At 57.6% G+C, this 20,601-nt stretch carries 14 protein-coding genes and 1 pseudogene; 10 read left to right on the top strand and 5 right to left on the bottom strand.

From position 1 onward, the window contains the following. Positions 1-37: 37 nt before the first annotated feature. From EAV90_RS13955 to EAV90_RS13925, 7 genes and pseudogenes are all read left to right on the top strand, one after another. Positions 38-235: pseudogene (locus EAV90_RS13955) on the top strand (hypothetical protein); the annotation flags it as partial. Positions 236-1,473: 1,238 nt separating this feature from the next. Further along, entirely contained in the window at positions 1,474-3,951 is a 2,478-nt protein-coding gene (locus EAV90_RS13950; protein ID WP_164936919.1) for a 2-aminoethylphosphonate--pyruvate transaminase, read from the top strand. 30 nt (positions 3,952-3,981) lie between these two features. After that, the gene (gene rtxC / locus EAV90_RS13945; protein ID WP_129143651.1) at positions 3,982-5,040 is read left to right on the top strand and encodes a dhydrorhizobitoxine desaturase; all 1,059 of its coding nucleotides are present in this window, start codon (positions 3,982-3,984) and stop codon (positions 5,038-5,040) included. Then, complete coding sequence (locus EAV90_RS13940; protein ID WP_129143650.1) at positions 5,037-5,855, top strand: gamma-glutamyl-gamma-aminobutyrate hydrolase family protein; 819 nt, start codon at positions 5,037-5,039, stop codon at positions 5,853-5,855. Before rtxC ends, EAV90_RS13940 begins: the two co-directional genes overlap by 4 nt. Before the next feature lie 162 nt (positions 5,856-6,017). After that, entirely contained in the window at positions 6,018-6,887 is an 870-nt protein-coding gene (locus EAV90_RS13935) for a DMT family transporter (RefSeq protein WP_245509505.1), read from the top strand. Then, positions 6,884-8,170 carry an ATP-grasp domain-containing protein gene (locus tag EAV90_RS13930; protein ID WP_129143649.1) on the top strand — a complete coding sequence of 429 codons (1,287 nt, stop codon included), beginning with the start codon at positions 6,884-6,886 and terminating at the stop codon, positions 8,168-8,170. Before EAV90_RS13935 ends, EAV90_RS13930 begins: the two co-directional genes overlap by 4 nt. Beyond that, the gene (locus tag EAV90_RS13925) at positions 8,170-9,507 is read left to right on the top strand and encodes a glutamine synthetase (RefSeq protein ID WP_129143648.1); all 1,338 of its coding nucleotides are present in this window, start codon (positions 8,170-8,172) and stop codon (positions 9,505-9,507) included. Before EAV90_RS13930 ends, EAV90_RS13925 begins: the two co-directional genes overlap by 1 nt. Positions 9,508-10,347: 840 nt before the next feature. Here the strand turns inward: EAV90_RS13925 and EAV90_RS40515 are convergent. Next, the gene (locus tag EAV90_RS40515) at positions 10,348-10,557 is read right to left on the bottom strand and encodes an IS1096 element passenger TnpR family protein (protein ID WP_245509504.1); all 210 of its coding nucleotides are present in this window, start codon (positions 10,555-10,557) and stop codon (positions 10,348-10,350) included. A 923-nt stretch (positions 10,558-11,480) separates the two neighbouring features. Here EAV90_RS40515 and EAV90_RS13910 point away from each other — a divergent pair. After that, complete coding sequence (locus EAV90_RS13910; RefSeq protein ID WP_129143647.1) at positions 11,481-13,751, top strand: hypothetical protein; 2,271 nt, start codon at positions 11,481-11,483, stop codon at positions 13,749-13,751. A 1,853-nt stretch (positions 13,752-15,604) separates the two neighbouring features. After that, positions 15,605-16,189, top strand: a complete 585-nt coding sequence (locus tag EAV90_RS13905) for a hypothetical protein (protein ID WP_245509503.1) — start codon at positions 15,605-15,607, stop codon at positions 16,187-16,189. A gap of 89 nt (positions 16,190-16,278) precedes the next feature. On the opposite strand, the gene EAV90_RS13900 is transcribed toward EAV90_RS13905, so the two are convergent. The 4 genes from EAV90_RS13900 to EAV90_RS13885 all read right to left on the bottom strand — a co-directional run bounded on the left by EAV90_RS13900 (position 16,279) and on the right by EAV90_RS13885 (position 19,491). Next, entirely contained in the window at positions 16,279-16,875 is a 597-nt protein-coding gene (locus tag EAV90_RS13900; protein ID WP_164936918.1) for an anthranilate synthase component II, read from the bottom strand. Then, complete coding sequence (gene pabB, locus EAV90_RS13895; protein WP_164936925.1) at positions 16,872-18,266, bottom strand: aminodeoxychorismate synthase component I; 1,395 nt, start codon at positions 18,264-18,266, stop codon at positions 16,872-16,874. The genes EAV90_RS13900 and pabB overlap by 4 nt, the downstream gene beginning before the upstream one ends. Before the next feature lie 138 nt (positions 18,267-18,404). Next, positions 18,405-18,722 (bottom strand): Dabb family protein, encoded by a 318-nt coding sequence (locus tag EAV90_RS13890; RefSeq protein WP_129143646.1) that lies wholly within the window; start codon positions 18,720-18,722, stop codon positions 18,405-18,407. A 133-nt stretch (positions 18,723-18,855) separates the two neighbouring features. Next, positions 18,856-19,491 (bottom strand): GntR family transcriptional regulator, encoded by a 636-nt coding sequence (locus EAV90_RS13885; protein ID WP_129143645.1) that lies wholly within the window; start codon positions 19,489-19,491, stop codon positions 18,856-18,858. Positions 19,492-19,603: 112 nt separating this feature from the next. Here EAV90_RS13885 and bioB point away from each other — a divergent pair, with 112 nt between their 5' ends. Beyond that, a complete protein-coding gene (gene bioB / locus EAV90_RS13880) occupies positions 19,604-20,599 on the top strand; it encodes a biotin synthase BioB (RefSeq protein WP_129143644.1) in 996 nt (331 codons plus the stop codon). The last annotated feature ends 2 nt before the right edge of the window (positions 20,600-20,601 follow it).

Genomic DNA, 20,601 nt, shown 5'->3' with positions numbered 1-20,601 from the left:
AAGGGAGTTCATCGATGGCAAGCGACAAGGACGATGTCTTGATGATCCGCTCTGGTCCACCGTCAACCTGCTCGACCGCGCGGTAGATCGCGTCGAACGCGAGTTCGCTATCAACGAGCAGGCGCTGCAGAGGAGTCAACGCGAGCAGGATGGCTCGGAGGTGCGATCCGTCCAACCAGATCGCCTCGCGACCAAGGTACTTGCGCTCATTGAGTGCCGCAACGGGATGGAACTCCGGCTCACCTTGGGCCTCACGTGTTGACCAACCTTCAACCACGGCACCCTCACAATGCCCATGATTGCTCCGTGAGACGTTCTCGCCGCGAAGCGGCGTGCAGAACCGAGAGATGCTGCCAGCCTAGCGATTGCTCGCAGAGAGGGACACGTGCCATCACCTGCAGTCGGCTCGACGTAGTCCTAAGCATGATGACATGTTCTGCTTCACGGCGACTCGCCGAAAGATGTCGAACGATCGTTGCTAAAAAGGCCAGCGATCCAAGGCCCCCCAATTGTCTTTCAAGTGGGACTCGACCACAGCCTGCGAAGGCCGCTCCATTGAAGCGCAACGACTGATACCAGCAGTCATGTGCGACGAGCGCGTACACTTTCCAGGCACCAGCATCCAGGAGGATCTCGCCTGAACGGCGGAGAAGCTCGGTACCTCCATCTGGGGGTATGGCGAGGATCGTACGTGAACGGAAGATTGGGCCATCACTTACCTGCAGGTATCCCGCTTGCAGGCGGAATTGCCGACGGTCCTGATGTCGAACTCTCACTCTAGCTCGCTGTGAATCTCCGCACTCTGCTGCCTACGTCGGCTTGTCGCCGCCACATGGGAGTACGTCAGGAAAAATTCACGCCAGAAAATCCCGCGAGAGGGTTGAAACGCCCCTAACGTCAAGTTGTACGATCTCGAAATGGACGTGACAGTCATCAGCGTCCGAAACCCTCCAATGAGTGACGGAGTGCGAATGCATCAAGCCTCAAGCCCACGCATCAAACTCCCGCTGCCAACGACGATCACCGTGTGTGCCATGCCTTGATCTGCCTCCCAGGCGCGATGACATCCGACTGCATCGTTCCGTAAGGTCAAGTTTGCCTGCATAGCGCAGGTTCACCGCAAATCGGTCGATCGGCCTGCCGCTTCGCGACGCAAAAGGCGAGCGCGCTCAACCCGGCACATCCGTGGCTGGATGAGAGCGCGCGTGGGTGCCAGTTGCGTTCGAGGGGGCGGTCGCAAAGCCAATTTCTGGGAGGCGTGAATGGCAACAGTGATGAGCTTTAGGAGCGCTCGCTCCGTATCTGCCATGAGATACGGAGGTTGGCATCCGGCAGGGTTTTCGGACGCCGAGGCGAAACGCGCCCGCGTATGGCGCCTGCCCCGAAGCTGTTGACCGAGAAAGTCGATGCTCGCCACAGGGGCTCCCTGGTGGCTCCAGATCAATTGACCACTACAACCTGAGGAGGAATGGTTTGACGAGACAGCGCTCTTTGCTGACGCCTGGTCCATTGTCGTTATCGCTGGCGGTCAGAAGCCAGATGCAGCTTGATCTCGCATCGCGCGATTGCGAGTTCAAAGAAGTGACTGCCTGCATGAGGCGGCTGATGCTCAACTTGCTGGGAAATTCTGAGGACTATTCGGTGGTGCCTATTCAGGGAGGCGGCTCTTTTGCAATGGAAGCCGCTCTCTCTTCATTTGTGTCCCAAGCCGACAGGCCGCTCGTTTGCATAAACGGCATCTATGGCGAGCGCATTTTGCGAATCTTGAGGCTGTGGGGCGTCGAAGCGCTGAAGCTCGTCAAGCGAGCGACCGATCCTTTGGATCCTCAGGAAATTGGCGAGTATCTGAGCCGAAATCCTGGCGTTACGCACCTATGTTTCGTGCATTGCGAGACGACAACCGGAATCGTCAATCCGCTGGACGCGATCGTGGAGGAGGCGAGGCGACGTGGCGTAAAGACCATCGTCGACGCGATGAGTTCTTTTGGCGCCCTTAATATCGATCTGCGCCAGCGTGGAGCTGACGTCCTGGTCACCTCCAGCAACAAGTGCATAGAAGGGCCGCCGGGAGTAGCGTTTGTCATCGCGTCTCGCGAGCTGCTGGAGAATGCGGTTCAAGAACGTAGGTCGTTTGTGCTCGACGTGAGAGATCAATGGCTCTCGCTCGAGCGCACCGGTGAGTGGCGGTCGACCCCACCAACCCACATCGTTCAGGCAACGACAAAGGCATTGGAGATTCTGCACGAGGAGGGAATTGATGCCAGGCGCCGCAGGTATGAGAAGATCAGGGACGATCTCGTCAAAGAACTCGAAGGAGTAGTGTCGCCGCTGCTGTCCACGGAGTTGCTGTCGCCGGTCTGCGTCGCGTTCAGTGCGCCGTCCGGAATCGTGGACCAAGCAGGATTTGATGGGCTGTACCGCCACTTGGCGGCTCACAACCTTTACGTCTACTCGAAGCTGCATCTTCCGACGCGGAGTTTCCGCATCGGTTGCATTGGAGAAATCCAATCCAGCTGGATCGAGCAGCTGGGGTGCGCCTTTCGTACATATTTCCGGTCCGGTCAGATGTGGTCAGCGGCCCCGATGTCGGCGAAAGAGACGTGCGCGGCTCGCGTAAAGATGCCGGCTCGAACGGCTAAAGAAATGCAGCTGCCGTTTTCGGCTGAGACTGCTGTTCTGCATGCGGGCTATCGACGTGACGTAGCGACGAAAGCCGTCGCAGTGCCGATTTACCAGAATACAGCTTATGAACTCGATGGCGATCTAAACCACATTGCCGACGTCTACAACGTCAAGGCCGATGGGTTCACCTACACAAGGATCATCAATCCGACGACCCGCGCGCTGGAAAGGCGCTACGCCGCCGTTGATATGGGAAGCGACTCGCTCGCAGTTGCGTCAGGTCAAGCGGCGACGTTCCTTGCTATCGTCAACCTATCAAGTGGCGAAGTGGGGGACAATGTCGTCGCTTCTCCGTATCTATATGGCAATACCTGGAACCTGCTCCACAACACATTAAAGCGCCTTGGGATCAGCGTGAGGACGGCAGATCCTCGAAAACCCGAGACCTTTGAGCGTGCCATTGATGATCGCACGATATGTCTGTTCGGAGAGGTGATTTCGAATCCTTGTCTGGTTCCGCTCCCCGTCAAACAGCTGGCCGAGATCGGCCGAAAGTACGGCGTGCCTTTGGTCGTGGACAATACGACAACGCCACTGGTATGCCGGCCCTCAGATCTTGGCGCGGCGATTACGACGTACTCCGCAACGAAGTATATATGCGGCCACGGTACGACGCTCGGCGGACTGATCGTTGACAACGGCGAGTTTAGCTACCGAGGAGCCTCTCGCTTTCCCTTGTTCAATCGTCCCGACGATGCGCATGGCGGAATTGTTTGGCATAACGCGGTGGGCGATGTCGACGATCTTGGAAAGAGCGAGTTCCTCCTCAAGGCTCGCATGACCTGGTTGCGCGATACCGGCGCGGCGATCGCCCCGTTTGCGAGCTTTCAACTGATCCAGGGGCTTGAAACGCTGCCACTTCGCATGAAGCAGCACTGCGCGAATGCCAGGATCGTAGCCGACGTTCTCAAGGAGCATCCTAAAGTGCGCCGTGTCTTCTACCCGGGGCTCTTTGAAGGCGCGGATCGGGAAACCGTCGAACAGACACTCAATGCTGCATACGGGCACGGGGCGATGGTCATGTTCGAAGTGGAGGACGAACAAGCCGGGCGCAAGTTCATCCAGAACGTCGACTTGATGTATCACGTTTCGAATGTCGGCGATGCCCGCACGCTCGTGACCCATCCTGTCTCGACGACCCACACCACCGTCCCGCGGGAAAAGCGCGAAGCCGCCGGCATATTTGGCGGCTCGATCCGGCTTTGCGTCGGCATCGAAGATGTCAACGACATCGTGCGTGATCTGGACAAGGCGCTTTCCGCAATCTGACAACCTGCAAGGCGATCAGGAGAGGTTCTCATGAATCAGGCAGACGCTTGGAAATTGAGGTCATCACGTTATGAGGCCGTTCAATTCAGCCGAGAGATCAATAAGCAGCTCTCCGAGCTGAGACCCGACAACATAACGGGAGCTGCTTATATTGCCAAAGATTACGCTGTCATCACAGCGTGCACGCTCGCGACTGTGTCGGTCTCGTGGTGGCTCTACCCGCTGGCCGTCCTTCTAATTGGTGCCTATCAGCGCGGATTGACAACCATCGCTCATGATGCGGCTCACCGCACGCTCGCGAAGAACACGACCTGGAACTACGTGTTGGGCATTCTGTTTGCTTCCTATCCCTTGTTCCAGCGCCACTGGGCCTACCGGATCTCGCACGTCTATTTGCATCATCCCTATCTTGGAGACCCGGACAAGGATCCCGACCTGAAGTTCTTCCTGGCCAGCGGCGTTTACGACGTGCAGCCTCCTGAGCGGTACGCCTTCAACATGATCTGGAGGCCGATCTTCGGCGGCGCGACAGTGGCGTATCTGAAGTATCTTTGGACCAATCGATTTTCGATCACAGATGTCGAGGATCAGAGCCGCTCCGGCATACTTATCGACAAGTATGGCTTCTATCTCTTCTGGATCAGCATCCTGGCCGGGTCATATGCTGTTGGGCTGCTCCATATCGTCGTCCTGTTTTGGATCGTGCCCTATCTCACCACGTTTCAGGTCCTCGGCTGGTTTATCGAGCTCGCCGAGCACTCACCTATGTGCGAAACCGAGACGCAGAACGTCTATCTCACTCGGAATCGGAAAGGAAATTTCCTCGAACGGGCCATACTTGGGCAGAATTTGGATGAGTACCACCTTGAGCATCACCTTTCGCCGGGTATCCCGTTTTGGCTGTTGCGCAAAGCTCAGAAAATCCGAATGCAGGATCCGAACTACGCGAAGGTTGCCGCGACCTGGGGCGGACTCTTTGTCAAGGGACCTCAAGGTCAGCCTAGCGTCATGACTCAGTTGAAGGAGCGAAATCGACGCTTGTATGAGCAGTCAGTTGCCGAGGTTCGCTCGCGAGGGCAGGTCGCATGACGTTGCTAGAGTCAGAGAGCACCCGAGCGGTGGTTGGCGTCACCTCGAACCGTCTTCTGGTCGATGGTGTGCATCGCGACTGGTTGCGGCGCAAGTATTTGCAGGCACTCCATCGTCATGCGGGAGTGGCTTGCGTCATATTGCCGACGGTGGACGCCGACGATGCGTGGGAGGAGGTCGCCCCGGCGATTATGCGCCGGCTCGACGGCCTGCTGTTGACAGGTGATGAATCGAACATCGACCCCACCGTCTTGAGAGCGCCTGCGTCCTTGACGGAGGCTGATCGGCAGGATGTTGAGGTTGGGGTCCTCGACCGTCCGCGGGACAGGCTCTCTGCCGTGACTATAGAGAGCGCCATCGCGCTCGGAATGCCTATTTTGGGCATCTGCCGTGGGCTCCAGGAACTCAACGTTTATTTCGGCGGCACGCTCCGCTCATCGCTTGCCGAGTGGAGGCCGGAAAGCGGCGCGATGCATGCCGAGAAGCCAGATCGTCCAAGAGACCGTCAGTACGACGCCGCGCACAGCGTCAGGATATGTTCCGATGGCGTGCTCTTTCCAATCACGCGGACGATCGAAGTGCATGTCAACTCGCTGCACAATCAAGGTATCGAGGCGCTTGCACCGGCGCTGAGACGTGAGGCGTGGGCGCCTGACGGTTTGGTCGAGGCGGCTTCGGTCATTGGCGCCCCGACCCTGCAAATCGGCGTTCAATGGCACCCCGAATGGCACGTCTCAACCGATCTCCTCAGCAAACAACTGTTCAAGGCATTTGGAGAGGCGTGTGTTGGGTACCACCAGACTAAGAAGAACTAGAGGTGGATTGTGACATTTCGAACCAAGCGTGGTCCGTGCACGTCGAAAGGACACTCCCTCGAAGCCGATGCACGCGCCTGGCCCTGCGAAGGCCCTGCGCCGCCTCGCGGGCGAAGGAAGAGTGGGCGATCGGCAAATCGCTTCGCTCTGGGAATTTTCTTTGTGGCCCTTTATGTCGTCGTGAGCGCGGCAGGCGAGGTTTATGCGGCGTCGTATTTTCAGCAGGCGGATGTGTTCGTCGCGCTCCTGCTGTCCTTTGCTGCGGTTTGTTTGATGTTCAATCTCCTGGCTCGCCACGAGGGAGGCGAGGCGACGGTGGCGAAATGGTCGCTCCTGGTCTTCGTCGCGCTCAATGTCGTGACAGCAATCAGCTGGATCGGGCTATTTATCGGACTGAAATACGCCGAACCTGCGATCGTCGTCGCCTTCATGGTGGCGCTGGGGCCCACCGCAACAGTGTGGCTAAACGCACTAATCAGGCGCCAGGGTGCCCCTCCAGCATCCGATATTGTCGTGAGCGTTACGATCGCAACGATCGGGAGTTACATGATTTGGATCTCGGCCAGCGGTAACGCAGGCGTGGAGTGGGGGGCGCGATCGTCCTTTGGCATCGTCCTGGCCATCGTGGCCGGCCTATCGCTGGCCCTTACAAATATACTTGTCAAACTGCTGTTCGACCGTGGGTTTTCTGGCCGACAAGTCCTGGCGCATCGCTTCTACGGAACGATTCTCTTGCTGCTGGGGCTGGTCGACCATTCATCTATCGTGCCTGAGGTCTCCCAGCATTGGTGTGCGATCGCAACAATTGGGCTGTCGACGATCATTATTCCTTTGCTCTTGATCCAGCAGGGCATTCGCCGCGTAGAGCCCTTCACCGTCAACATGGTTCTGTCTACCGCCCCTATCATCACCTTCCTGTTCCAGTATTTCGATACTCGCATCGTGCCTTCGTTACATACGTTCATTGGAAATGCTCTCATTACGGCTGTCGCTATCGGCAACATCTGCTTGCAGTATCGGAGATCCTCGTGAAAGAACGGAATTGTGTAATCGTAGACGCATACTCTACCGGCCGATACCTGCCGGAAGAATTCAAGCGCTACGGAATTGGGACGGTGCATGTGATGTCGGCTGCACAGATTCCGCCCATATTTCAATCGCATTTCAATGCGGATCTGTATGATGAAGTCATCCGCCCCAGCGAGCACATGGGGTATGACGACATCGTTGAATATCATCTTCAGGCTCTCGATGGCAGGAAATTCGAGTTCGTTATCGCGGGCTGCGAGACCGGAGTTGAGCTCGCCGATTCTTTGTCGGAGCGGCTGGGCTTACCTTCAAATGGGACCGCGCTATCCGCTGCTCGGCGTGACAAAGCGCGATTGTCTTGCGCGCTGACCTCCGCAGGCGTTCGATCGATCAGACAAGTCGTGTCCGACAGTGCTGTAGAGATCGCGAGCTGGAAGCGTGAAGCGAAGTTCGATCAGATCGTGATCAAGCCCCTGAACAGTACGGGTACCGAGGATGTATTCTTCTGCTCGACAGATGCTGATATTCAACGCGCTGTAAGCGCAATTGTCGGGAAGACGAACCGTGTCGGAGCGCTGAATCGTGTTGCCCTTGGGCAAGAAAAAATAAACGGCCAGCAATACACCGTAAATGCCGTCTCGATCGACGGGGAAGCCTTCGTTACGGAGGCCTGGACCTATGACACGGTTCCTATTGAAAGGGCGTCATCGGTCTGCTCACTCGAGAGATTGTTGGGGGGCAGCGAACCAATCGTTCAGGAACTTTCCGACTACTTGGTGCATGCGCTGCAGGCACTACAGATCGTCAACGGACCGGCTCATGCTGAGATCATCGTCGATCATCGCGGACCGGTTCTGGTGGACTTCGGAGCGAGGCTTCAAGGGACCATGTCGGCAAAAGCACGAACGATGGCGTTGGGGCACAACCACATGAGTCTGACGGCCTGGCGGTACGCAGATCCCATGGGCTTTGGTGAATATATGAGGCTGCGCGGGCCCTACAAGCGGCAGGCTCACGCACTTTGCGTCTCGCTGATCTCAGATATGGGCGGTGTCGTTGCCGGTTACCCGGGACTCGAAGCAATCCGCAAGCTCCCAAGCTTCGCGGATGCCATTGCATTCGTTCCGATTGGTCAAGAGCTAGTTCCCACGATCGACTTGGCGTCAACACCAGGCATCGTTTATCTCGTGAATAGCGACTTGACTCAGCTTGAGAATGACTATCGCAAGTTGCGAGCAATGCGGATGGACCAGCTGTTCGATTTAGTGATGCAGGACCGCGGCTAATGCCAACTGATCCCAGGTTGACCGGAGCGAATTCAGCCCGCGCGGCGATGGTCGGCGTAAGCGACTTCGATGGCGTTCTGCGAGGCAAACACGTCTTGGGTGAAGATCTCTCGGATGGAGATAAAGTTATCAAGTTCTCTGAAGCGGTGCTGGCGTGGGATTGCGCGGACCGAGTCATTCCGGCCAGTTTCACGCAAAAGCCGCTATCAGCGTTCGGAGATGCTGACCTGCGTATTCTGTCAGGCACCGGCCGTTCGGTGTCTCATATCGGCGATCAATATCTCTACCTCGCGGAGTTCACGGGCGCACATGAGGACATCTGCCCGCGCGGTATTTTGCGTAAGGTCCTGCGAAGGGCTGCTGAACACGGATACGACTGCACTGCCGGGTTCGAGTTTGAATTCATGCTGTTTAAGGAGAACGCAGAGACGATTGAAGAAAAGCCGTTCGGCGAATGGGCTCCTTTAACTCGGGGCCCGTTCGGCTACTCGATTGCGCGCTCTGTCGCGCAACATGAGCTGTTCGATGAGATCTTGGCGCTTTGTGAGAAGGCTAGAATACCTCTCAGCGGACTGCACTTTGAAACGGGACCTGGCGTGGTCGAAGCGTCACTTCGTCATTGTGATGCGCTGGAAGCTGCCGATCGAGCAACCATGTTCAAGTCGATGATGAAGGCCTGGGCGCAAACGCGAGGCATGATGGCTACATTCATGGCCAAGGTTTCCGAGGAATGGCCCGGCCAGTCCGGGCATATTCACATCTCGATGTTCTCGGATAGTCAGAATGCGTTTTACGACAGCGATGCGTTCGGCAACGTCTCGAAGCTTATGAGGCAATTCATCGCCGGACAACTAGAATACATGAATGAGTTCTGTGTGCTCGCTGCGCCGAACTTCAACAGCTACAAGAGATTAGTGCCTGGCTGCTGGGCACCAATCTGTCCAAGCTGGGGAGTTGACAACCGCTCCTGCGCGGTTCGCGCCATTCCGGGAGAGCCATCTTCCCATCGCCTGGAGTATAGGCTACCTGGCGCAGACCTGAACCCATATCTCGCGCTCGCATGTGCGATTGGTTCGGGAGTATTGGGTGTCGAGACAGGTCCGGCACTACCGGCTTCGATCATCGGTGATGCAAGCGCGCAAATGTGTCCTCCGTCCGCGAGACTGCCTCAAAGCCTATCAGAGGCAACTTCTCGGTTTGCAGAGTCTGCAGCGGCAAGTGCTATCTTCGGAGAAAGGTTTGTTGAAGCGTTTTCTTGCTCGCGCCGTTGGGAATGGGAAGCGGTTCAACATCAGGTCACCGACTTTGAACGTCGGAGATACTTCGAGATCATTTAGCTCGAGCTCTTCGACAGTTCTGAAATTCATTTCATTCCTCTGGCCGGTGCCGGCCGCACTATTGCGGCTGCCTGTTCCGCTGATGTTGGACTTCATACAGAGCAAATGTGCGTTACTCGTTAAGTGGGGACCTCGGGAACGCTGAGGAGGTCTGCTGTTATCTGCACTGTGGCAGCAACCGCGATTGCTCCGTTGGGATGCTAGATTATATCTAATGTCCGGTCCTTCTCGTGAGCTTTACATCGGCAAGCGGATGGTGGAGCTCAAGCATGCGCCCGGTTGGCAGCTATCCCTCGCAAGCCCTGGAAGGTGCGCGGGCTTGCCGGGTTGGTCCCAAGGCGGCAAGACAAGCGCTGCGGTCCCTCAGCCAGAAACTCACTCCGGCTGAAGTGAGCGAGCTGAAGCTCCTCGCCTCTCATTGCCAACTTGGCTTGCCAGACCGGTAAGCGGACTCTAAGCGTAGCTCTGCGGGCCTTTTGATGATTGACGCTTGACGGCTTCCAAATTTTTGACAATGCGTTAACGCCGGCCTCGAGCATCTTCGGGCCGACGACGTTGGGGTCGAACTGTGCGGACCTCAAAGGCGCATATTTTCATGTTCCAGATGAATAGGGTCGCCGCTGGCATCGAGGTAGTCGGCATAGCCGGGCGCACCGCCGACGTCCTCGAGCAGGAGGGAAGTCCCTCTATCGTCGTGATGTCGAACCATTTTTCGAGTGTGATCACTTGGTCTCAGCTGTCGCCGAAGTCATAGAGATAATGGACCGTCTTCGCGCCGGTCTCCTGATCGACATTGAAGAGCCGCGTCTTGCGGGCTGATTGCCAAAATCTCCTTCGGGATCAGATACCCCGACGTCCTTCGCCGGCCAGGAACTCGAAGAGATGGCTGTTCGTCCAGCCAAACGCCGCCTGAAGCGTCAGATGCAGCCGATCAAGGCGCAGCGTGAGCGGCACGACAAGGCACCGCGTCACCTCCGGTTTCACATCCTTGAGGTCACCTTGATCCGGACCGCGGTCGTGTTCAGGCTCATGCCGCCAGCCTCGGATCATGTGCATGCATCGTGTAGATCGACGGCCAAGCTGTCCAAGGCAGCCAGGAGATGCAGCCCATTGATTGGAGACCACCTTGATAGCGCTTTCGATACGTCAGGCGATGAGTTCAGCATTGAAGATTGAGCGGTGGGCGCCATTTTCTTTGGAGTAGCGCTTTCGCAGCGTTGATTGCCTCAAAAGCAGTTTGGACAGGCCGGCGGGGACCTCACAACGCTCTTGCCGATGTTTCTGCTGATACCATTCGGCGGTATCCTCCTCGTCTTCGGATATGCACTGGGATACATGCAGCTCGAAAATATCACGCTTCAGCTGTTTCGAGACGGGCCAACGGTAGGTTCGCCGATATCGGATTGGCGCTCGGTGTGCTTGGCGCGCTCACTGCGCTATTATTCTAAGTGCGCTTAACTGGTCAGCATCATCAGCGAGGTCCTATTCTGAAAAAGACTTGCGCAACGTAGGTTCTGCTCCTCGAACGCAAGAAGAAGAGGTTGTCTTGACGGAACGTTCCACATCGAGCCAGATCTACGCATTGTTGGATCCGAAAATCGTTGCTCGAACAATGGCATCTCCTCCCGGTTAGTAAGAGCTTTGCTGCTGCCTCAAGTCTGAAAATCGGCCTGCGGTTCGCCATGCTCGACGGCTTTCGGTATTCGGGAATGACTTTGGCAGGGCTATTTCTGGCAGCGCAGATTTCCATACTGGTCAGGGCGAGGCAACGGAATGCGGACAGGCGCTACAATCGACGATCCCGCACCTTATGGGCCATCCGATATTGCTGCCTCAGCACCACAACAGCTTCCATGAAATTGGAACTCGGACGGCGGGGTTGTGCGTCCGGAGAGCATCCTTCGTCAGCCAACCGTCAGCCAGGCGGCCTATCCAGGGACGCTGCGCATTGTTGACCGTATGGGAGATGGAACATGACGGGCATTGGCCGACCTGGCGAACCGCACGTTGGGGCTGCAGGAGCCGACAGCACGTCGGGATCGAGCAGTGCGCATTCGGAGCCAAATTTTGTCCCTGCGGAACGCCACCGAGTTTTCAACTCCGTCTTGGAGCGGATGTGCTTAGCGCCTGAAGATAGAATGGCGACGCTCGCGAGCGTGCCCTCAGGTTCGGGTGTGGCGGTCCCCATTTCCTCAAGCGGTGAGGGGATCAACGCAGCGAAACAAAATATGGACGGCCTGCTTGAGGAACTTGATGCTTGCCACAGTGCTGCCATGGGCGCTCAGAGCTCGTCTGAGGCGCAAGAGCTGATCGATCAGGTTGTCAAAGCAGGCGCAGCAGTTCTGGACTACTACGCGAGCCTGTCTCCAGATGTGGCGCGCAGCATTCTGTCCCAAGATCAGGCTCGCCGGGTTCGTGACCGGACTCTGGATGCGGGGAACGAATGCAACGCGCTGGCCGCACCGACTATCTACGCCTTGGAGCAGCGTAGGGAGAATGCGGGAAAGATACTCGAGCGGATGCGCCAATCCAATGCTCCGCCCGACCAACTGATCCGAGGGGCTTCCAGTGTGGCGAAACACTATTTGGCCTGCACGGACTGGTGGGAAAAGAAGGCATTGCGGTCTGAACGGATGCAGTCCGTCTGCGCAGCAACTGCCAACTTGCCAAGTGCAACGGCCGAAATGCGACAGGCCGAACAGGCGACACTACGGCTGCATACCGGCTGGGCACTGAATACGAGGTGCGTGCATCTGCAATCGCAAGTCCTTCTCGCGCGGGTCATGATTGAGTCGCACGCGAGCACGCTCGACCCGGCCGTCAGGCAAATCCTCTTGGGTGAGAACGGTCGGGCACGTCTACTCGGAACCTTCATGGGCGATGTTGTTCCGGCATTCCTCTCAACGGGCGACGCTGTTCTGAACAGCAAAGGACAAGCCCTCGACGCAGAGCACTGCGCCGTTCTGGAAGGGGTCATGGAGCGGCTATCGGAATTTGCGTCGGCGTTGCCTAACATGGTTGCCGAGCTAAGGAACAAGGGAGCAAGTCCCGAGCTTCCGTTGGATCTGTTGGATCAGATCGTGGAAGGATCGTGGGTCACTGCCCATGAAGTCATGCGCCTGCTAGCAGTGCAGCCGAAGACAACAGCCATCATTGCACCGCCAACGGAGGCTGGCCTTGCGTTACCGGCCGACGCTGCCGGCAACGACCCGGCGGCCGAAGGCAGTCCAGCGCGCAGGAAAGGGAAGGGCAAGCGGAGGCAGGCCGGAGGTGCGGGGAGTTCGGCAGCCGGGCCGCAGCTCGCTAGGCCCGACGCCGACACGACGCGAACCACCAAGGTTATTGTGCTCTCGGATCTGGGCACGAAGCGACTCGCGAGCGCGGAGGAGGCGCATACGAGGATGTCATCGTCGGCGAGGGAACACTTGGCGATGTGGCAGGCTGCGCCATCGAAGGAGACACTGACGCGCCTGCTCGCGCGATTGGACGAACTCTTGCAATTCGATCTGCCCAGTGAGCAAAGAGCCATTTCGCAAGCGCGCCACATGAAGCCCGAAGATGCCGAGCACGTCGTGGACACCGTGGTTGAGCGGCTGCAGAGCCAATCCGCGGAGATTGAGGCCTGTGTAGCCGCGCTGGACGAACATCGCCGACGCGTCCTACTCACGCCTATGCAAGTGCCCGAAGTGCAAAGAAAAATAGTCCGCCTCAAGGCGATGTGGTCGGAGGTTAAGGGGCAGGCACGTACTTCGAAGGCGCAAAAGGCTTCGATCGAGATCGATTGCATGAAGACCTATGCGTTTCCCTCGCAGAAGTACCTCGAAGGGTTGCAGGCGGCCGAGGAGTTGGCTCCCTTGGAGCCACCGCGCGCGTTGAAGGGCGAGCCAGGGAAGCTGTTCGAGATCAAGCTGCAGCCTGCGCCACTGGACAATGGTACGGTGCCAAATCCGATGTGGGTGCACATCCATACGAAGCGGCCGGCCTATGCGTGGCAGTTAACGACATTGGATGACACCGAGTTCGCCGCTTGCCACGTGAAATCCAACGAACAGCGCGGCTACAATCGCCTCTGGCAGAACGCTCGAGCTGCAACGGGTCACGAAGATGTCGTGATCCATCGCGGCAAGCTCACGCCTGCGTTCTGCAAGTCCCTGTTAGGTTCCGCTTTTAGCGGCTATCCAGGGTATCCTTTTGCCGGAACCGGAGCGCGGGGCGCCCAGGTGACTCGATACGAGACTAGTTAAACGACTCGATAGAGTGGCCGCTTGTGGTATGGCATCGGTCTTCTTCGCATCCGGATGCAGTGGCCGAATGAACCGCACCTTGGGCTCCACAGGCTCCAACTCCTGAGTTAAGAAGCCGGATTGAGCTGTGTTGGAGTGGCGAGCACATGCTGTGGAATGTCGGCGCGCGCGTATATGACGTGCCGTCGGATCGCTTCGCGTGCAAGATGACATGCAGTTTGTTACCCGTCTTGATCGCCGTTATGTTCGCTTGCGTGCAATGCTGCTGCAGGTCCCGAGCCAGATGGACAGCGAGCTTTAGCCCGCGCAACTTTCTTCCTCAGAGCTCGAATTGTCTTTGAGGATCGCAATCGCCGCCGGGAGACCGTCGAGGATGCAAGTTCCCTGGTCGTGTTCGTCCTTGCAATCAAGAGCGACGTCATATGTCGACGCTCGATGTGGATGTCTACGAAATGCCAGCAGCAAGTATCCTTTCCTTCCGATGTAGAATTTGTAGTCGTCCGCCCAGTTTGAGATGGCGGCCAGCGAGGTGTGCCAATCGGCTCCGTGAGCTTGGGCCTGCGCTGCCGGACTTAAGTGCCGCTAAGCCAGTTCCGCAATGACAGAATGACGTGGCTGTAACCGCGCTAGGGCGGAAGATGTGCTGCCTACAGCAGCGGTGCAGATCGCGTATGGGTCTGAGTGGTTGCCCAATGAAGTGCGTCAAGTCGTTTTTGCGGACAGAGGCAGGTGCCTGGGTTACGGCACGTCGACCGGGGGCATGGATGCCGTCGGGCGTGGCACGAAGCCATTTTGGTGCCGGTCACGTGCCGCCAAGATGATCGTAAAAGCCGCGAGGAGGATTAGGAGAGCGCGCATGCAACAAGGATTACTCGAAACGATATATCGCAATTATGAAACGGCTCACATCCCATGCTTTGGGGGAGCGGCTCTTACGGGGCATCCCCACCCACACAGCCTGTTGGCCAGCAAACACCTCACAAATTTTGATACTCGTTCGTTCTCGCCGGTAGCCGCCGAACAGCGGGACGATTGCGCTCAAAAAATGCATTTTCCCTTGCAGACCGCAGGAATAGTGCAGCGAGTTTGATTAGTAATCCGGGTGGTTGGCTATTCACCGCGAAGGCAGCCCCTCGTGCTGCTTCCGGGCGCCATGAAGGACTGTTCATGCGCAATCATGACATTGTGTCCGGCAGCCTGTTGGCGCTGACCGCCGCGGGCCTTGCGCTGCTTTGCTCTAGCCTGCTCGCATTTGCGTTCATTTAGATCCCGCAGTGGACCTTTTGGCGCGCTAGGATCTCTGCGAGAACCTCACGCAAGACGGTACGCAGCCGGACAGGAGCGCTGGTATGGTTTTCCACGTATGGAGACCCAGCGGTTGCAGATGATCTGCTCAGGCATCCATAGGGATCCGATTCCTCGAATTCATGTAGTGCCCGTCGTTCTGAACGGTGGACTTGATCTCCTGGCTCGGTTTCGTGCAATTGCACTAACAACGTAAGTCCCTCTCCATCGAACGATATAGTTAGTCTTATGGTTGCGCTCGCATCACGCGTTTTTGTGTGTGCATTGCGCAGCATTTTTGCGCCGAACTTAACTTCGGCGCGACAAACTATCACACCTCGAACAATCAGGCACAGGAGCGCTGGAAGCCTCACCTGGCGAATCCCCGACACGCACAGTCTTTCGGTGAGACGGACCCGTCAAGAGCAAGCAGGTATGAATGTGCTGCACGGGTAATCTCTTTATCGGCCCTCACTATTTACCTGTAAAAATCCTGATGCGATCAAGACCCGGCTTCGGGGACAACATTGCTGAAACGATGCAGCGGGGGGTACGGCTCGCGGCAGCTCTTGACGATCTTCTGCTATCGCGGCAACGAACAACCAAAGCAGATCAAGATGATGAGAGCGGGTGTGGCTGTGACGGATCAACCCCAAGCATCGGAGTTGCCGCCGGTCCTGCAGAGACCGTCGAAAGGCTTTCGGTGGATCTTTGCTCTTCTAGCCGTGTTGCTGGCTCTTTGTGCCGGAGGAGCCTATCTTTTGAGGAATATCGAATCGTTTGCCGAGGCACCGCCGGCGCACGAAGTCGTCCCTCCCACGCTCGGCTTGTCACCTGAGGATAGGGACGTCCTTATAGGGATCCAATCGGGGCAGCAGAAGACAGCCGATGAAATTGCGGAGCTCAATCGCAACGTCGATGCGCAGCAAGCCGAGCTAAAGCGGGTCTCGGATCGGATCGCAGCCCTGACCCAAAGAATCGAGGAGCTGCAGAATCCGGCCCCTGTTGCTTCTCCTGCTCCTGCTGTTTCCCCGCCGCCCGTGCGCTCCACATCCAAGTCAGCCAAGAGAGACGTCCGGCCCTCGAAACCGCAAGGTCCGGTGTCTGTCGGAGGCGCGCCGCTGACTGCGGAGCCGAGCACAGAACAGCGCTGATTACCACAAAATGCGTGCCATATGGCGCTGCGCCTTCCAACCACGTCGGAAACCAACGGTCCACCATCTTGATGGGCAGGCCGAGCCTCTCATTGCTTGGCGTGGTTTCGGAAATCCTCTGCCAGTCGCAAGAAGTTCATAAGCAGGACGTGGCCCTGTGAGGTAAGGATCGACTCGGGATGGAACTGGACGCCATAGGTGGGATAATAGCCGTGCGTGAGGGCCATGATCTCGCCTTCCTCGGAACGCGCTGTCACTCTGAGGTTCTGCGCACATGACTGATCAAGCTCTGCGACAAGAGAATGGTAGCGCCCGACGCCAAGCGGGGTGGGCAGCCCCTTGAATAACCCTCGGCCGTCATGCGCAACGTAGGAGCGCCGACCGTGCATGGGCCGATGCGCACGCGTCACCCGTCCTCCGAAAACGCTCGCGATACACTGATGTCCAAGGCAGATGCCGAGAATTGGTACGCGTCCTGAAAGTTCGCGAACCACTGCTGTCGATATTCCTGCCTCAGTTGGGGTGCAGGGGCCGGGCGATATGACCACCGCGCGGGGGTTGAGACCAACGAGCTCGCCGATGCTGATAGCGTCGTTTCGGATCACTTCCGTTGCTTCACTGAGCTTGTGGAAATAGCGGGCAATGTTGAACACGAAGGAATCGTAATTATCGATGATGACAATCAAAATGCACCAGCTGGTTCAGAACCAAATGCATCAAAGAGTCGCTCTGCCTTGGCGAGCGTTTCCTTGTATTCGGCCACGGGCTCCGACAGGGCCGTTATACCACCGCCCGCATGAAACACAGCCAGGTCACCGTCGATGGTGACAGTGCGGATCGCAATACTTGTGTCCATGTGCCCGTTGAAGCCGATGAAGCCGATCGCCCCACAATAGACCTCTCGCGCTATGCGCTCGATTTCTGTAATAATTTCCATTGACCGCACCTTTGGCGCTCCCGTAATGGAGCCCCCGGGAAAGCAAGCACGGAGCAGGCTAACGGCGTCTTCCCCTCCGGCAAGTTCCCCCGTAACGATCGACACGAGATGGTGCACCGAGGCATAGGACTCGAGATTGCACAGAGCCGGAACCTCGACCGAATGCGCAGTGCAAACGCGTGACAGATCGTTTCGCAAAAGGTCGACAATGATCGTGTTCTCGGCATGATCCTTTTCGGAAGCGAGGAGAACAGCCGCACGGCGGTGGTCTTCATTGAAATCAGGCGAACGCGCGATCGTGCCCTTGATGGGTCGTGTCTCGACTTGTTGCTCGTTAAGTTTCAGGAATCGTTCCGGCGAACTTGATGCGATGGTCAGCTTTCCCCATCGCAACAGGGCCGCAAAAGGCGCCGGATTCAGTGATCGTAGCTGGCAATAGAAGGCGAGGGGATCAAATGAGGTCGGCAGGCGGGTGCTGAAACGCTGCGCAATATTCGTCTGGAACACGTCACCCGCCAAGATCAAGTCGATCACGCGTTGTACCGCCGCAATGTAGCCCTCGCGGCTGAAGTTCGAGCTCCAAGCGCCCGCTTTGCTGGCACAACCATTCTGTGGCGCCACTGGACGGTCAAGGAATGCTGCAAACTCATCAGCTCGACGACGCGCTCGCTCGCTCCGTCGCACGCGATCGTGCTCCGGCCATCCGGTCGAGACGATCCAGCATTTGTTATCCCGATGGTCGAAGCTGATGACCACGTCATAGAAATGCAGGATGGATTGGGGCAAACCCAGACCGGCAATTGCCGGCGCAAACAATCGCTCCAATGTCCTGTTCATGTCGTAGGCAAGGTAACCTGCCGCTCCTCCCTGGAATGGCGGGAGATCGGGACGATGCTCTTGCGGGTACTTCGCGAGTAGCGTGCGAAGGACCTTCCATGGATCGGCCTTGAGAGTCAGTCCGTTCCAACTGGCTTGGCCGTTCGCGACCCTATAGGTGCTGAACGGGTCGCACGTTACATATGAGTAGCGCCCAAGCAGCTCGTGCCTTGCTGCGCTATCGAGAAACGTGAGATGCGATCGATGCCCAAGACGTCGCATCGCTGTGACAGGGTCAATCCACTGCAACTCGCGGACGTACATCGACTTAACGGTCACCGGCTGCTGACGTTCCATCTGTTGCCCCACCCGATGAGAGCGACGCCTGTCTGCGATGGCACGAAACTTGAGGCCGTTGCCAAATTAAGCCGGCGGTTGACCTATGCTGCCACAGCACCTCGATCATCCTGCCGTCGAGGCGAAAGGGGTATCTTTTGATACATCGTAGTCGGCCGCGAACCGCAGCTCGCGGAGCGGTCGCACCCGTTTGATCGATTCCTGGTAGAGATCGTGTGTTTTGTACGCTGCTAACTCCGTCTCACTGTCGAACTCACCATAGACCACGATGTCAATATCGTTGCCGAGCTGATCGGTCTTGCGGTTGCGGGCAACCTCAAGCCGGCGCGCATGTGGTATCGCGGTGAGAAGCGAAAGACCTTCGATGATCTGGTCGATATGCGCCTTGTCCTTGGCGCTGAAGAAGACGATGTGACGAATCATGGCCGTCCGGAGATGTCGCTAGCGGGGGGCATAACTATCTGGGAATAGAGCCCGTTGCAATGAGGCTAGTGACTTGCTGCATGCTCGTCACTTGCGATCGTCGGCGATCCGCAATGAAGCTTGCCAGATTTGCTCAGGACGCCGGAAGGATAAGGCGTTCAATGGTTTGAATGTGCCGCGTCAGCAGATTACAGGCTTGATCGATGTTGCGCGTTCGCAAGGCTTGCAGAATCAGGCGGTGATCTTGATTGGAGCGCGGTCGCCAGCCGACCGATCGCGCCGTCGCGAACACCAATCGAGAATTGGCAAGCTGCAGTCCGTCGAGGCTCGCGAGCAGACGCGGCATTCCGCACGGCGCGACCAAGGCTTGGTGAAAGGCGCGGTTGGCCATCTCAAACTCCTCGATCGTCTTTGCATTGTCCCCTTCGATCAAAGCGAGCTCGATCCGAGCCAAATGAGCTGTTGTGAGCCTAGGCCCCGAATGGCGCAATGCCACCACTTCCAGCGCGGCGCGCATTTCGGCGATCTCCTTCACTGACCGGGTATCGAGCGGGGCAACCCGAACACCGCGACGCGGCACAGCGACAACAAGATGTTGAGCCTGCAGCTGCCGAAAGGCCTCGCGCACCGGGACGTGGCTGGAATTGAATTCTCGTGCAACGTGATCCTGGCGGAGTGGCGCGCCTGGCTCTAGGGCGCCGCTGATAATGCGCTCAGCGATCGAGTCCGCGATGCGCGCGACGGTCGTCATGTTGTCAGCAGCGATCATAGATTATCTACCGCAATAACCGGTGCATTTGCGAGGCAGCTCGATTAGCATCTCTTGGAGAGCGATGACTATAGATAATTCACGCGATTATCTACAATTGGCGGGATAGGTTATGGATGCTGCTGCGCAAATCCAACGGAAGGAAACAGGCGACGGGGCGCAGGTTCGTAATCATTGGAACCTCGAGGAGGCTAAGGCGCTCTACGACCTTCCTTTTGCCGACCTGATGCTTCAGGCGCAGCGCGCTCACCGCAAGCACTTCGATCCAAACCACGTCGAAACTGCAAGCCTGCTCAGCATCAAGACCGGCGGCTGTCCGGAAGACTGCGGTTACTGCTCGCAAAGCGCGCATTACGAAACCCGCCTGAAAGCCACCCGTCTGATGCATTGCGCCGATGTGGTTGCGACCGCGCGGCGCGCGAAGGATGCGGGCGCCACGCGCTTCTGCATGGCCGCGGCCTGGCGCACTCCAAAAGATCGCGATCTCGATTCCGTCTGCGACATGGTCAATGCGGTCAAGGGACTCGGCATGGAAACGTGCGTCACGCTCGGCATGCTGACACCGAACCAGGCCACGCGCCTCGCCGAGGCCGGCCTTGACTTCTACAATCACAACGTCGACACATCCCCCGAGTTTTACAGCAAGATCATCACTACCCGCAGCCTGCAGGACCGCATCGATACGCTGGCGCATGTGCGCGATGCCGGCATCAAGATCTGCTGCGGCGGGATCATCGGCATGGGCGAGCAGGTCGAGGACCGCCTCGGTATGCTCGTGCTGCTCGCCAATCTCCCCCGCCATCCCGAAAGCGTGCCCATCAACCTGTGGAACAAGATCGAAGGCGTGCCGGTGGAAGACACCGCGCGGCCTCCGGATCCGATCGCGCTGGTCCGGCTGCTGGCGACCGCGCGGATCATGATGCCGGGGAGTGTGGTTCGGTTGTCCGCCGGGCGGCAATACATGACCGATGAATTGCAGGCGCTTTGCTTCTTGGCCGGTGCAAATTCAATTTTCATCGGCGACGTGCTCTTGACGACCAAAAACCCGAAAGTTGATCGCGACGCGGATTTGCTTGCCCGGCTCGGCATCACGTCGGGGCTCGCCTGACG

The organism is Bradyrhizobium vignae, from assembly GCF_004114425.1.
GTDB classification, from domain to species: Bacteria; Pseudomonadota; Alphaproteobacteria; order Rhizobiales; family Xanthobacteraceae; genus Bradyrhizobium; species Bradyrhizobium vignae.
The sequence above is the reverse complement of the archived record's forward strand: the minus strand, read 5'-3'. Positions and strand labels throughout refer to the sequence as shown.